Origin of the sequence: Idiomarina rhizosphaerae (genome assembly GCF_024159085.1) — a bacterium.
Classification (GTDB): domain Bacteria; phylum Pseudomonadota; class Gammaproteobacteria; order Enterobacterales; family Alteromonadaceae; genus Idiomarina; species Idiomarina rhizosphaerae.
In genome coordinates this window covers 411,913-425,616 of the sequence record NZ_JAMZDE010000001.1, presented here as the reverse complement: position 1 = coordinate 425,616, position 13,704 = coordinate 411,913, and the positions used below count along the sequence as shown (strand labels likewise).

Sequence of the window (13,704 nt, the reverse complement as noted above, 5' to 3'; positions counted from 1 at the left end):
GCCCCCGTTTCTTTCTAGACGCGCTCGAACACAGTCGCAATACCCTGACCTAAGCCGATACACATGGTCGCTAGGCCAAGCTTCGCATCTTTTTCTTCCATCAGGTTAATCAGCGTGGTTGAGATACGTGCGCCAGAACAACCTAGTGGGTGACCTAAAGCGATAGCACCGCCGTTCAGGTTCACTTTCTCTTCCATCTTGTCGAACAGTTTTAAGCCTTTAAGAACAGGCAGTGACTGTGCGGCAAAGGCTTCGTTCAGTTCAACAACATCGATGTCGTCCATAGACACGCCAGCACGTTTCAGCGCTTTTTCTGTTGCCGGAACCGGACCGTAGCCCATAATGGATGGATCGCAGCCCGCAACCGCCATTGAACGAATTTTAACACGTGGCGTCAGGCCAAGCTCTTTGGCTTTGTCAGCGGACATAACTAACATGGCAGCAGCGCCGTCAGACAAGGCTGACGAGGTGCCTGCTGTCACTGTACCGTTGGCCGGGTCAAACACCGGGCGAAGCTGTGACAGACCTTCAGCAGTGGTTTCCGGACGTATTGTTTCGTCTTCTGTGACACGAACCAGTTCGCCGTCAGCGTTATGGCCATTTATTGGCAGAATTTCTTTAGCGAAGCGACCTTCAACTGTGGCTTCGTGCGCTTTCTTATGTGAGCGTGCGCCGAATTCGTCTTGTTGCTCGCGAGTAATACCAAACTTACGTGACAACAACTCAGCGGTCATACCCATGCTGCCGGAAGCTTTCGCTACCGACTTGTTCATTCCCGGGTGAAAGTCAATTCCATGAGTCATTGGTACGTGACCCATGTGCTCGACACCACCGGCCATAAAGATGTCGCCGTCGCCGTTCATAATAGCGCGCGCTGCGTCGTGCAGAGCCTGCATTGATGAACCACACAAACGGTTAACCGTTACACCGGCCACTTTATGCGGAATACCAGCAATGAGTGCCGAGTTACGCGCAATGTTAAAGCCTTGCTCTAAGGTTTGTTGTACACAACCCCAGTAAATGTCTTCCAGTTCTTCCGGGTTAACTTCCGGGTTACGCTCAAGTAAGCCCTTCATCAGCGCAGCTGAGAGGTCTTCGGCACGAGTATGGCGGAAAACACCATTTTTTGAACGCCCCATTGGCGTACGAATACAATCTACAATGACGATGTCTTTCATTTTAATAACCTCCTCAAGCCTTACTTCGCGCTGGTTGTGTCAAAGTAAGATTTACCGGCTTTAGCCATTTCGCGCATGCCGTCAGTGACCTGATAGATTTCACCCAGGTGCGCGTACTTGTCTGCCAGTTGAATAAAGTTTTCCATGCCCAGCGTTTCCAGATAACGGAAAGGACCGCCGCGGAATGGAGGGAAGCCTAAGCCATAAAGCAATGCCATGTCTGCTTCGGCAGCAGAGCCTACAATGTCTTCTTCCAGGCAACGAACCACTTCGTTCACCATAGGGATCATGCAGCGGGCAATGACTTCGTCAGCATCCAGTTTTTTACCTTGCTCACAGCCTAATAGCTCGTAAGTGGCTGGATCTGCTTCTTTGGTCGGCTTACCTTTTTTGTCGGTACCGTAAACATAGAAGCCTTTGCCGTTTTTCTGACCGTAACGCTCAGCGGCTGCCAGCTTAGCAATAGCGCTGGACTCATCGCGTTTCATACGGGTCGGGAAGCCAGCTTCCATAACAACGGTACAATGGTCAGCTGTGTCGATACCGACCACATCGCTCAAATAAGCAGGGCCCATTGGCCAGCCGAATTGCTTCTCCATAACCTTGTCGATGCCGACGAAATCAACGCCTTCATCAACCATGCCGGCAAAGCCTGCCAGGTAAGGGAACAATACACGGTTGACTAAGAAGCCCGGGCAGTCGTTAACAACGATAGGAGTTTTTCCTAGCTTAAGCGCGTAGGCGACTACTGCATTAACGGTGTCATCTGAGGTTTTCTCACCACGGATAATTTCAACCAATGGCATTTTGTGTACCGGGTTGAAAAAGTGCATGCCGCAGAATTTCTCAGGACGCTTCAGGTTCTTTGCCAGCTCCGTAATAGAAATGGTCGAGGTATTTGAAGTCAGAATAGCGTCATCACCAATCACACCTTCAATTTCAGCCAATACCGAACCTTTAACTTTCGGGTTTTCAACAACGGCTTCTACGACAATATCAACGTCTTTAACGGCTTCATTTAGCAACGTAGGCGTAATAGAAGACAAGATTTTAATCATCTTCTCGTTGTTTACCTTACCGCGCTCAACACCTTTTTTCAGGATCTTGCCGGCTTCTTTCATGCCTAAGTCTAAAGCGTCTTGCTTAATGTCTTTCATAACAGCCGGTACGCCTTTAAGCGCTGACTGGTAAGCGATACCGCCGCCCATAATGCCTGCACCTAAAACACCTGCCGTTTTAATCTCTTTGGTTGCGGCTTTAGCGTACTTCTTAGACTTACTTTTAACTGCCTGATCCGCCAGGAAGATACCAACTTGTGCCTGACAAGCGTCGGTTTGAGTTAAGTCGAAAAACGCGTTGTTTTCTGCTTTCAGTGCGCCTTCGCGATGTTCGCGCGCGCCGTTCTCAATCGCTTCTAAAGCTTTGTGAGGAGCCGGGTAGTGTTTGCCTGCTTTGGCTGCAATTAAGCCTTTAGCTGTCACCAGGGTCATCATCAACTCGGTGTCGTTAGCTTTCAGCGGCTCTAACTTAGGCTGGCGCTTGGCTTTCCAGTCCTGCTGGCCGGCTGCTGCCGCTTTAGCTAAGTTGAGTGCTGCTTTTGTCAGGTTTTCTGGCTCAACAACGGCGTCAATTGCACCGACTTTAAGCGCGTCTTCCGCTTTGTTGTTTTTACCCGTAGTGATCCACTCAAGCGCGTTGTCCGGACCAATTACGCGAGGTAAACGCATGGTGCCGCCAAAGCCCGGAATAAGGCCCAGTTTAACTTCTGGCAGGCCAATAGTTGCTGTGGTATCCGCTACGCGGTAGTCACAGGCTAATAATGCTTCACAGCCTCCACCTAATGCGAAACCTTTAACCGCACCAACGGTTGGTACTGGCAGGTCTTCCAACTGGTCAAATACGCGCGATGCTTTTGCTACCCAGCTGCGGGTTTTTTCCTGATCAGAGAACAGTGTCAGGAACTCAGTAATGTCAGCGCCGACAATAAAGGTCGACTTGCTGCTGGTAACAATGACGCCACGTAAATCGTCAGTGTTTTGTAATTTTGTCAGTGCTTCACTGAATTCTTCTAATGTTGCCTGGTCGAATTTATTAACCGAGCCTTTCGCATCAAATTGTAATTCTGCGAAACCTGGTTCGATAAAATCGACCCGAATGCTTTCACCTTGATAGATCATCTTGGGTCTCCCACGACTTCCATTAATTTGTTGCTATAAAGAAACTGATTCTGCTATAGCTTTGGGTTAAGGTAGAGAGAGTTTGGCGCGAATACGCCAATTTTTCAACGGTTATTTAAACATGCGTTTGAATTAATGAAAAAGCAGTCGTTTATCATACGTTACAGTGCGTCATTGTTTTTCGTGTTGTTCCTGTTAAGCAGTGGTGTGGTTCAGTCTGAACCTGTTGATACAAAACAACGGGAGCAGCAGCGTGAGCTATTCAGAAAAGCAGAGTACGCGGCTAAACGCGGTCGTCTGGCCGAGTATCAGTTACTACTTCAAAAGCTGAAGGGTTATCCTTTAGTGCCGTATCTGGAGTTGGCCCGGCTTGAGCAAGTTGGATATCTGGCTAATGAAGACCGCGTGCTGGCTTTTCTTGAAAAGTATGAAAAGACACCCCTGGATTGGCAATTAAGACAACCCTGGCTTACCTATCTGGCGGGACAAAATGAATATTCACGCTTTATTCGGGATTTCCGGCATCCAGGAACTCTGACTCATCGTTGTCAATTTATAGAGTCGCAACGTAAAACGGGTTTGGGAGACGGACCTTTTAAACGTCAGGTGGATGCTATCTGGAAGCACGGGTTTTCGCTTCCGTCGGCTTGTGATCCGATTTTGGACGAATGGACGGAATTGGGTGGGCGCACCGAAGAAAAAGTGTGGGAACGATTGGAATTGGCCGCTGAGCACGGCAACCCTACTCTACTTCCGTATTTAACCGGCTTATTACCCGAGTTACAGCAATATCTGGGGGAGTTTTATCATAAAGTGAGGTATTCACCGGCTGCCATTGAAGACGGCTCCTGGTACAAAGGGCGCTACCCCGGAAAAGAGGCGCAAATTGTGACCTATGCTTTAACAAAGCTAGTTTGGCGTGATGAAAACATTGCTCTGCGAAGTTATAAAGAACTCAGTTCGCAACTGCCGTTTACCGAACAGCAAGAGGGGCGTATCGCGGAAGAGTTCGCTGTTGCATTAAGCTTAAATTCTCACCCCGAAGCCCGTGTGTGGCACGACAGGGTTCCGGTCAACGCATTAAATGAACGAGTTTTACAGTGGCGCCTGGCGAGTTATCTAAAGGATAATGATTATGAAGGCCTGAGAGACGCAATTCAAAGCCTGCCTGTTGCCATTCGACAGGGCAACCAATGGCGTTACTGGCTGGCTCGCTCACAGGAGGTAACCGGTAATGCTTTGGCTGCACAAGAGCTGTATGAAGATTTATCAGATGAGCGACATTACTACGGTTTTCTGGCGGCTGCGAGATTGCAAAAGCCGGTGAGTCTTGAACAAGAGAAACTTGAAGTCAGTGTTGTTCAGCTCGAGCAAATTCGTAATCATCCTAGCGTGCAACGTGCCTACGAACTGATTCAATTGGAGCGTTGGGTCGACGCCCGGCGCGAATGGAACCATTTACTAACACAGCTCGATGGCGAAGAGCAAAAAGTTGCGGCGTATCTCGCCAGCGAGTGGGGATGGCACGATCAGGCTATATGGACGTTAGCGCAAATAGGGCACTTTGACGCTGTGGGCATTCGTTTCCCCTTAGCCTACAAAGATATATTAGGACGGGCGTCACAGGCCGCAGGAATAGATGAGAGCTGGGCTTTAGCTGTTACGCGCAGGGAAAGTAACTTTCGGCACGACGCGTATTCCAGTGCGGGCGCCAGAGGGCTAATGCAAATTCTACCTGGTACCGCAAAGCAACTGGACACTAAAAATAATAGTTGGCGACGCTTGAACGACCCTGCCGTCAATGTACGTCTGGGTACTGACTATTTAAGCCGGTTGAAACACCGTTTTGAGAATAATTGGTTATTAGCTACGGCAAGCTATAATGCAGGCTACTATAGAGTTAAAGAGTGGTTACCTGATGAGCCTGTTGCTGCCGATGTGTGGGTTGAAACTATTCCGTACCACGAAACCAGAGATTATGTAAAAGCAGTATTGAGTTATCAGCAAATTTATAGGATGTTGGGTGGTAACGAGGATAATTTGTTTGAGCAAGTTGTTGATATGACAATTGTTGATACTGAATAAGGCGATCCAATATGACTGCGACAGCAGATTTGTGGCCGTTGTTTCCTGACCATATAAAGCAGCTTCAGACTCGTGCTGAACGACTTTTTAAACGAGAAAACTTAGATCTACTTGCCATTCATTCGGGCCAGCAAAAGCGCTGGTTTTTGGATGATATGAATTATCCTTTTCGTGCTAATCCTCACTTTAAGGCTTGGTGTCCGGAAACCCAGTTGCCTAATGCCTGGGTTATTTTAAAGCCAAACACCCGACCAACTTTAGTTTTATTAAGTTCTCCCGACTTTTGGCATACGACGGCAAGCCTCGAGGGTGCTCCCTGGCTAGAAGAGTTCCACGTGGAACACATCAGTTCGCCTGAGGCTATTGAAAAACTGCTTCCGTACGATAAGAAAAATGCGGCTTACCTTGGTGAACATATTGAGGTCGCCAAGGCTTTGGGTTTTGAGAATATAAACCCAGATCCTGTGCTTCACTTTTTTCATTATCATCGCTTGTTTAAAACTGACTACGAAATTGCCTGTTTAACTCAGGCAAACCATATAGCGGCTGAAGGCCATGTTGCGGCCGCTGACGCCTTTTTTAACGGCGAGTCGGAGTTTGATTGTCTGCTGAAATATATGGCGGCGACTCGGCAAGGGCAGAATGAAGTGCCTTATAATCACATTATTGGGCAAAATGAAAACGCCAGTGTTTTGCATCACTGGATGCCCGATAAAAAAGTTTCTGGCTCACTCAAGTCGATGCTGGTTGATGCTGGCGCCGAGGTTTGCGGTTATGCTGCCGACATTAGTCGCACCTGGTCTAAGCAACACAATGAGTACGAAGAGTTGATAGCCGCGCTTGACCAAATTACATTGGCTTTAATTGATAAAATGAAGCCGGGCGTTGAATTCCCGTCATTGCATCAGCTCGCTCATGAACAAATTGCTAATGTACTTTTTGCTTTTGGTTTTGTTAGTTGTAGCCCGGAGCAAATGATTGAAGACGGCATAACCACCGTATTCCTTCCGCATGGCTTAGGGCACCCCTTGGGCTTGCAGGTGCACGACGTTGGCGCGGCGCAGGCTGACGAAAGAGGCACACCAATAGCGCCTCCCAGTGGTCACCTTACGTTAAAAACCACTCGTACCGTAGAGCCGCGACAGGTTTATACCATTGAACCCGGAATCTACTTTATTGAGCCGTTGCTACAGAAACTCGCGAATTCACGCAATAAGCATTTAATTAACTGGCGCCGAGTGGATGAGTTTAAACCCTTTGGTGGCGTGCGAGTTGAGGATAATATTGTGGTTTACCGGGAGCGAAATGATAACCTTACACGCCAAACTGCTTTAGATGCTTACGTGAAAAAGGTTACCCGTCTTGCATGATCAGGATTACGACATTCCTGCTTCGGAAACGGAAGTCGAAATAGAAGTTAAAGGCAGCCGCTTTATTGCGTGCCTGGCACATACGCCAAACGCCGATAGCGCCGCTGAGTTTCTGGCTGTTATAAAAAAACGTTGGCCAAAAGCCTCTCACTATTGTTCAGCGTCGCTATTTTCAGCGCCTAAAGACAGCCAGAGTATGGCGTATAGCGACGACGGTGAGCCTTCGGGAACGGCGGGGCGACCTATGCTTATGGCGCTAAAAAATAGTGGTGTAGGCGAGGTTTCCGCTATAGTTGTACGATATTTTGGTGGAGTGAAGCTAGGAACTGGCGGACTTCAGCGAGCCTATACCGACGCGATAGTCGCCGCACTAGCTGAGCTTGAAAGAGAGCAACGGGTTTTTAAACAACGTTTTCAATTAAATTTTGCTTATACCGATCAGGGCGATGTTGAACCGCTTTTGCTTGAGGCCAATGCTGAAATGGAATCTTCGGAGTATGAAGAGAGTGTTCGGCTTAAGGTGTTGCTACGCCCCGTGAATGTTGGGGCGTTGCAGAAGAAGCTACAAGCTGCCACCCGTGGCCGGGTGCAGTTAAAAGAGCTGGATTAGAAGAACATCGCACTTGGCTGGAAGACTTTTTCAACCTGATCAATGTACTTTTTATCCAGCAAGAAAAGAATAACGTGGTCGTCGGAGTGAATAATGGTTTCACTGTGCGCCATAAGCACTTCTTGTCCGCGAACAACCGCACCAATAGTGGTTCCCGGCGGAAGCTTTATATCTTTAATGGCTTTACCCACCACTCGGGACGTGTCTTCATCACCATGTGCAATTGCCTCAATAGCTTCGGCGGCACCTTTTCGCAGTGAGTAAACGTTAACAATATCGCCACGGCGTACGTGAGTTAGTAGAGCTGAAACGGTGGCGCGTTGTGGTGAAATGGCAATATCAATTTCGCCCCCCTGCACCAAATCGACGTACGCGCTACGCTGAATGAGCACCATGGTTTTACGGGCGCCCATGCGTTTAGCCAGCATGGCTGACATAATGTTCGCTTCGTCGTCGTTGGTAACCGCAATAAATACGTCGATATCTTCAACGTGCTCTTCTTCCAGCAACTTTTGGTCGGACGCGTCACCGCGGAAAATTAAGGTATGCTCAAGGCTTTGTGAAAGCTCTTCTGCGCGGGTTTCTGAGCGCTCAATTAGCTTAACCCGGTGATCAACTTCCAGTTGTTTGGCCAGACCGGCACCAATGTTCCCGCCACCGACAATCATTATTCTGCGGTACTTGTCTTCCAGCTTTTGCAGTTCCTGCATTACGGTACTAATGTGGCGGGTGTCGGCAATGAAGAAGACTTCATCATCGGCTTCGATGATTGTGGTTCCGGTAGGGCGTATAGGCTTACCCTGACGATAAATAGCCGCAACCCGGGTGTCGATATTGGGAATATGCTCCCGCAGTGTCGAGATAGCATGACCAACCAGCTTTCCGCCGTAGTAGGCCTTTACCGCGACCAAACTGGCTCGTCCGTTGGCAAACTCCATAACTTGCAGAGCGCCGGGGTAGTCGATAAGCCGACGAATATAGCTGGTTACCAGTTGTTCCGGTGAAATGATGTGGTCAACTGGCGCATCCTGATTATGAAACAGCTGATCTTTATAGCGGATGTATTCTTCAGAGCGAATTCTGGCGATTTTCTTTGGAGTGTTAAATATCGAGTAAGCAACCTGACAGGCAATCATATTTGTTTCGTCGCTGCTGGTTACTGCAATAAGCAAGTCGGCATCGTCGGCACCCGCGCGACGTAAGACATCAGGATGGGCTCCGTTACCAACGACGACTCGCAGATCATACTTATCCTGCAAATCGTCCAGTAAATCGTTATTGGTATCAACTATGGTGATATCGTTGCGTTCGCCAACCAGGTTTTCCGCTAATGTGCCGCCAACCTGGCCAACACCGAGTATGATAATTTTCATTCGACTTTTTTCAATCTCGCGTAAAAGAAACCATCCCCGTTATGTTCACCCGGGAGTAGTTGCAGAGTTTTCTGCTTTTCATCAATAGGTATCAGACTAGCACTCGATTGCTGTTTTAGAAAAGACTCAATTTGAGTTTGGTTTTCCTGGCTTAGAATAGAGCAGGTTGCGTAAAGGAGTTCTCCGCCGTTTTTAAGTAAAGGCCAAAGCGAATTTAGTATCTGGTTTTGCAATTGTGCGAGCTCATTAATGTCCTCAGCGCGACGCAGCCATTTAATATCAGGGTGGCGGCGTATTACGCCTGTTGCAGAACATGGGGCATCCAAAAGTATGCGGTCAAACTGCTCGCCGTCCCACCAGTCACCAGTTGCAGCAACATCGGCGCAATGAACTATGGCACTTAAACCGGCGCGCTCCAGGTTTTCGTCCACTCGCTCAAGACGTTTAGCATCGATATCAATAGCCTGAACCGGTTGCTCAAAGTCGTTTCGCTCTAGTAAATGCAGCAGTTTGCCTCCCGGAGCGGCGCAACAATCGAGTACGCGGTGAGAAGCCTTTACGTTCAGGTAATCCGAAGCCAACTGCGCCGAGCGGTCCTGAACTGATGCGTGTCCCCGGTCAAATCCCGGAAGCCTTTCAACCGGAACAGGCGAATGCAGCCGAATCGCATCACCAGCCAGGGTGTCGGCTTCGGCAGCAATACCACTGTCTTCCAGTTGTCTTAAATAGTCATCGCGATTGAAAAAACGACGGTTCACGCGTAACCACATGGGCGGGTGAGCGTTGTTCTCTAAAAGAATGTCGCTGGCTTGTTGCGGGTGGTCTGCCTGAATTGCATCAAACAACCAGCGCGGATGATTTTGCATCGCGTCAACAGGCAGTTCTCGCTGTTGCGACTCATCTGCGGTTGGCGCTTCGCGCAGCAATTGACGCAGTATACCGTTTACCAGGCCTTTGTGATTACGTTTGCCCAGAATACGCGCCGCTTCTACTGTGGCGCTGACGGCAGCGTGGTCTTTAATGCGCAGACAATAAAGCTGATAGGCACCTACCAGTAGCAAGTAGTGCAATACTTTAAGCTTACCTTTAAGTGGCTTATCCAGTTTAGCCCCAACCAGCTTGTTAAGGCTGGGCAGAACTCTTAAAACACCGTAGCTAATTGCACTGGCAAGACGTTTATCTGCATCGGAGAGCTTGCCGGTGGCGTGGGGTAAGGCCGCGGAAAGCGACTCGCCTTTCTCTAATACATGAAAGAGGGCGGTTGCAGCGGCGGCCCGGCTAGTTGCTCCCTGACCGCCGTTTTCTGACTTTTTCTGCTGGCTCATTGTAATTCCAGTCCCGGGCTAAAGACATTGCTATAGCCGTTAACCAATGTACTGGCTGGCTGAGCCTTTTTCCCCGGCATCTGCGCTTGAGTGATACGTAAAATACCGTCCCCGGTCACCACGTCGATGCCTTCGTGGGTGCTATTAATAATCGTGCCCGGACCTTTACTGCTGGCACCCTGAATGAGTTCAGCGGCGTGAATTTTTAGTGTGTTCTGTCCGGCTTTTAAATGTTCTGACTGGCACCAGCTCATTGGCCAGGGGTTAAACGCTCGTACGCAGCGTTCGATAAAGGCCGCCGGTTGTGTCCAGTCTATTTTACCTTCCTGCTTGGTCAGCTTTTTCGCATAAGTGGCATTGGCGTCACTTTGCGGCTTAGCCTGGCTCTGATAGCCGTCGAGATCTTTTAATACTTTAATTAACGCCTTAGGTCCCAGGCTTTCAAGCTTGTGATAAAGCGAAGCCGAGGTTTCGTCCGGAGTGATGGCGCAGCGCTCTTCGTGCAGCACCGGACCGGTATCCAGCCCGGCTTCCATTTGCATAATGCAGACACCAGATTCTAAATCGCCAGCCCATATCGCGCGTTGAATTGGAGCGGCACCTCGCCAGCGGGGCAACAAAGAACCGTGCACGTTCAGGCATCCTTTTGCGGGAATATCCAATACCGCTTGCGGAAGCAGTAAGCCATAAGCCACCACAACCATGACGTCAGGTTTCAGCTCGGCTAGTGCGGCCTGATCCTCATCTGACTTTAAAGACTCGGGCTGATAAACCGGAAGCTGGTGCTCAAGCGCGAGCTTTTTAACCGCACTGGGTTGTGGCTTTTTGCCTCGCCCTGCAGGTCTGTCGGGCTGTGTATAAACGCCCACTACCTGATGAGATTCATCAAGCAATTGCTGTAAGTGTTGTGCTGCAAAGTCCGGAGTCCCGGCAAAGACAATTCGCATTATTGTGCTTCCGCCGCTTGCTTCTCGGCTAAACGTTGCTCTTTCTCAAGCTTTTTGCGAATGCGTTCGCGTTTCAGCGGCGATAAATAATCAACAAAAAGTTTACCATCTAAGTGGTCAATCTCATGCTGAATACAAATGGCCAGTAGCCCTTCGGCGGAACGGCTGAAACGCTCACCGTTTTTATCCAGTGCTGTAACGGTAATTTTCTCGGCACGTTCAACTTTTGCGTAAACGCCGGGAAACGACAGACAGCCTTCGTCGTTTTTAAAGTGGCCTTCTGCTTCAGTAATTTCCGGGTTAATGAACACCAGCGGCTCGTTTTGATCTTCGCTGCAATCAGCAACAAATAGCCGTCTGTGCACATCAACCTGGGTTGCCGCTAGGCCTACACCTTGTTCTTCGTACATGGTTTCGAACATATCGTCGATAACCGAGCGGATATTGTCATCTACCTTTTCAATCTTCTGTGCGACTTTGCGCAAACGTTCGTCCGGATATTGCAGAACCGTCATTTTTGCCATTAGAACCTCCAATTCTTCATCTACCCTTAGTTTACCTTAAATTGGTAGGTCAAGGACAGTCTGTGAACACACAGGAATTATGTGTATTAATGGGGATGACACGCGCATCAAACAAGGTGCAGAAAGCTGCCCGGGAATGTGAGAACTGGGAAGCTATTTTTGAGCGATGGGGGCAATCGTTAAAATCGGTAGAGGTGCGTTGGTTAAACGCCGCTGAAAACTGGTGCCGTAGTGACTATCAGGGCGTTATTTCTTACTTTAGTGAAGATTACCCAGCTGCGTTAAAAACCATAGCTAATCCGCCCTGGTTACTTTATTACCGGGGGCGTAAAGAGCTGCTGCAGGGTGTTAGTGTGGCTATTGTTGGTAGTCGCAAAGCCACTCACAGTGGTTTACAAATTGCTGACTGGTTTAGCGAGCGCTTAGTGGCGGCGGGTATTGTGGTGGTTAGCGGTCTGGCTATGGGCATTGACGCTCAGGCACATAAAACCGCAGCCGATAAAGGAAAAACCATAGCGGTTTTAGGTACCGGCATCGATCAATACTACCCAAGAAGAAACAAAGCTTTACAGGATTTTATTGCGCATCAGGGGCTGCTGATTTCGGAATTTCCACCCGGGCAGACCGCGCGAATCGATCATTTTCCCCGCCGTAACCGTATTATTAGTGGTATCAGTCAGGCCGTGGTAGTGGTTGAAGCAGCACGCAAAAGCGGTTCGCTTTCAACGGCAATACACGCGTTGAACGAAGGGCGTGAAGTTGGCGCGGTTCCGGGGTCGGTGTTGTTGCCGGAGCATCAGGGCTGCCACTGGTTAATCCAACAGGGCGCTAAGTTAATTAATACGCCGCAGGACATTCTCGACTGGTTCTCGGTTGACGATACCGAGGTTGCCATAGAAGGTGATACAGAATGTCGCGATGAAAGCTTGGCAAACAATCGATTGTTCGCTAGTCTGAGTTCAGAGCCACGAACAATTGATGACATGGTACAATTGTCCGGACTCGAGGTTGCTGAAGTCATGGAGAAAGTAGTGTTACTCGAATTAGAAGGGCTAGTGGCAGCCGTACCAGGCGGTTATATCAAAGTGGGGAGGCGCTAAAGTATGTTTGATATCCTCATGTACTTGTTTGAAAACTACATTCATTCGGAAATGGAAGTTGTAGTTGATCACGATGAGTTAACCAATGAACTTACCCGGGCTGGTTTCCGTCATCAGGAAATCCAGAAGGCTTTGGCGTGGCTAGAACGCCTGGCAGATTTGCAGCAAATGGAAACCAAGTCTTATCTGGATGTTGCCCCGCAGCAGTCTACCCGTATTTATACCGCGGCAGAGATGACTCGCTTGGACAGCCAGAGTCGGGGTTTTCTGATGTACCTGGAAAACTTGGGTGTGCTTGATTTTGCTACACGAGAAGTGGTTATTGATCGTGTGATGGAATTAGAAACACCGAACTTTACTCTTGATGACCTGAAATGGGTTGTACTTATGGTGCTGTTTAATGTTCCGGGCCAGGAAGCCGCGTACGACCAAATGGAAGGTTTGCTGTTTGAGGAAGCTGAAGGACCCCTGCATTAATGTCATCAGATGAGCGCTGCCCCCGTTGTGAGCGACCACTGGTTATTAAACATGTTGGGCATAACAGCTTTTTAGGCTGTACCGGTTACCCGGACTGCGATTATAAACGAGGCCTTCGGGAGCAATCTGAAATTGAGCCCGAAGATCTCGGCGTTCCCTGTCCTGAGTGTGGTAAAGAATTGCAGTTAAAGAGCGGTCGTTATGGCTTATTTGTTGGCTGCAGTGGTTTTCCGGAATGCGAGTTCGTTACTGAGCCGAACGTTGAGGAAGAAGAGACTATTCGCTGCCCTGAATGCGGCAAAGGCCAGTTACACCAAAAAACATCGCGACGCGGTACTGTATTCTACGCTTGCGACCAATATCCGAAATGTGAATTTACCGTGAATCAGCCGCCGGTCGATGAAGCCTGTCCCAAATGCCAGTACCCGCTGCTGGTGAAAAAGAAAACCGCTGCCGGAATTCGCAAAGTCTGCCCGCAAAAGCAATGCGACTATAAGTCGGACGCGTTATAATCTGACTCATTGAGTTGAGGAGAGAT

12 protein-coding genes are annotated in these 13,704 nt (G+C 49.0%); 6 read left to right on the top strand and 6 right to left on the bottom strand.

Annotated elements, in window-relative coordinates; genetic code table 11:
• Nucleotides 1-14: 14 nt before the first annotated feature.
• Complete coding sequence (gene fadA / locus NJR55_RS02040) at nt 15-1,178, bottom strand: acetyl-CoA C-acyltransferase FadA (protein WP_253617395.1); 1,164 nt, start codon at nt 1,176-1,178, stop codon at nt 15-17.
• A gap of 20 nt (nt 1,179-1,198) precedes the next feature.
• Nucleotides 1,199-3,355 carry a fatty acid oxidation complex subunit alpha FadB gene (gene fadB, locus NJR55_RS02035; protein ID WP_253617393.1) on the bottom strand — a complete coding sequence of 719 codons (2,157 nt, stop codon included), beginning with the start codon at nt 3,353-3,355 and terminating at the stop codon, nt 1,199-1,201.
• 135 nt (nt 3,356-3,490) lie between these two features.
• Here fadB and NJR55_RS02030 point away from each other — a divergent pair, with 135 nt between their 5' ends.
• The 3 genes from NJR55_RS02030 to NJR55_RS02020 are packed head-to-tail and all read left to right on the top strand — an operon-like array spanning nt 3,491 to nt 7,420.
• Nucleotides 3,491-5,440 (top strand): transglycosylase SLT domain-containing protein, encoded by a 1,950-nt coding sequence (locus NJR55_RS02030; RefSeq protein ID WP_253617391.1) that lies wholly within the window; start codon nt 3,491-3,493, stop codon nt 5,438-5,440.
• A gap of 11 nt (nt 5,441-5,451) precedes the next feature.
• Complete coding sequence (gene pepQ, locus NJR55_RS02025) at nt 5,452-6,810, top strand: Xaa-Pro dipeptidase (protein ID WP_253617390.1); 1,359 nt, start codon at nt 5,452-5,454, stop codon at nt 6,808-6,810.
• Nucleotides 6,803-7,420, top strand: coding sequence for a YigZ family protein (locus tag NJR55_RS02020; RefSeq protein ID WP_253617388.1), 618 nt, complete (start codon nt 6,803-6,805; stop codon nt 7,418-7,420). Before pepQ ends, NJR55_RS02020 begins: the two co-directional genes overlap by 8 nt.
• On the opposite strand, the gene trkA is transcribed toward NJR55_RS02020, so the two are convergent.
• From trkA to def, 4 genes are read right to left on the bottom strand one after another with little or no spacing between them, the layout of a single operon-like run.
• Nucleotides 7,417-8,793 (bottom strand): Trk system potassium transporter TrkA, encoded by a 1,377-nt coding sequence (gene trkA, locus NJR55_RS02015; RefSeq protein ID WP_011233279.1) that lies wholly within the window; start codon nt 8,791-8,793, stop codon nt 7,417-7,419. The genes NJR55_RS02020 and trkA overlap by 4 nt on opposite strands.
• On the bottom strand, nt 8,790-10,118 hold the full coding sequence (gene rsmB / locus NJR55_RS02010; RefSeq protein ID WP_253617386.1) for a 16S rRNA (cytosine(967)-C(5))-methyltransferase RsmB: 1,329 nt from the start codon (nt 10,116-10,118) through the stop codon (nt 8,790-8,792). Before rsmB ends, trkA begins: the two co-directional genes overlap by 4 nt.
• The gene (fmt, locus tag NJR55_RS02005) at nt 10,115-11,065 is read right to left on the bottom strand and encodes a methionyl-tRNA formyltransferase (RefSeq protein ID WP_253617383.1); all 951 of its coding nucleotides are present in this window, start codon (nt 11,063-11,065) and stop codon (nt 10,115-10,117) included. Before fmt ends, rsmB begins: the two co-directional genes overlap by 4 nt.
• Nucleotides 11,065-11,589 carry a peptide deformylase gene (gene def / locus NJR55_RS02000; RefSeq protein WP_253617382.1) on the bottom strand — a complete coding sequence of 175 codons (525 nt, stop codon included), beginning with the start codon at nt 11,587-11,589 and terminating at the stop codon, nt 11,065-11,067. The genes fmt and def overlap by 1 nt, the downstream gene beginning before the upstream one ends.
• Nucleotides 11,590-11,651: 62 nt before the next feature.
• On the opposite strand from def, the gene dprA reads away from it, so the two are divergent.
• The 3 genes from dprA to NJR55_RS01985 are packed head-to-tail and all read left to right on the top strand — an operon-like array spanning nt 11,652 to nt 13,678.
• Complete coding sequence (gene dprA, locus NJR55_RS01995) at nt 11,652-12,689, top strand: DNA-processing protein DprA (RefSeq protein WP_253617381.1); 1,038 nt, start codon at nt 11,652-11,654, stop codon at nt 12,687-12,689.
• Between the two features lie 3 nt (nt 12,690-12,692).
• Nucleotides 12,693-13,166: a DUF494 family protein gene (locus NJR55_RS01990; RefSeq protein WP_011233284.1), complete on the top strand. Its 474-nt coding sequence runs from the start codon at nt 12,693-12,695 to the stop codon at nt 13,164-13,166.
• On the top strand, nt 13,166-13,678 hold the full coding sequence (locus NJR55_RS01985; protein ID WP_253617379.1) for a DNA topoisomerase family protein: 513 nt from the start codon (nt 13,166-13,168) through the stop codon (nt 13,676-13,678). Before NJR55_RS01990 ends, NJR55_RS01985 begins: the two co-directional genes overlap by 1 nt.
• The last annotated feature ends 26 nt before the right edge of the window (nt 13,679-13,704 follow it).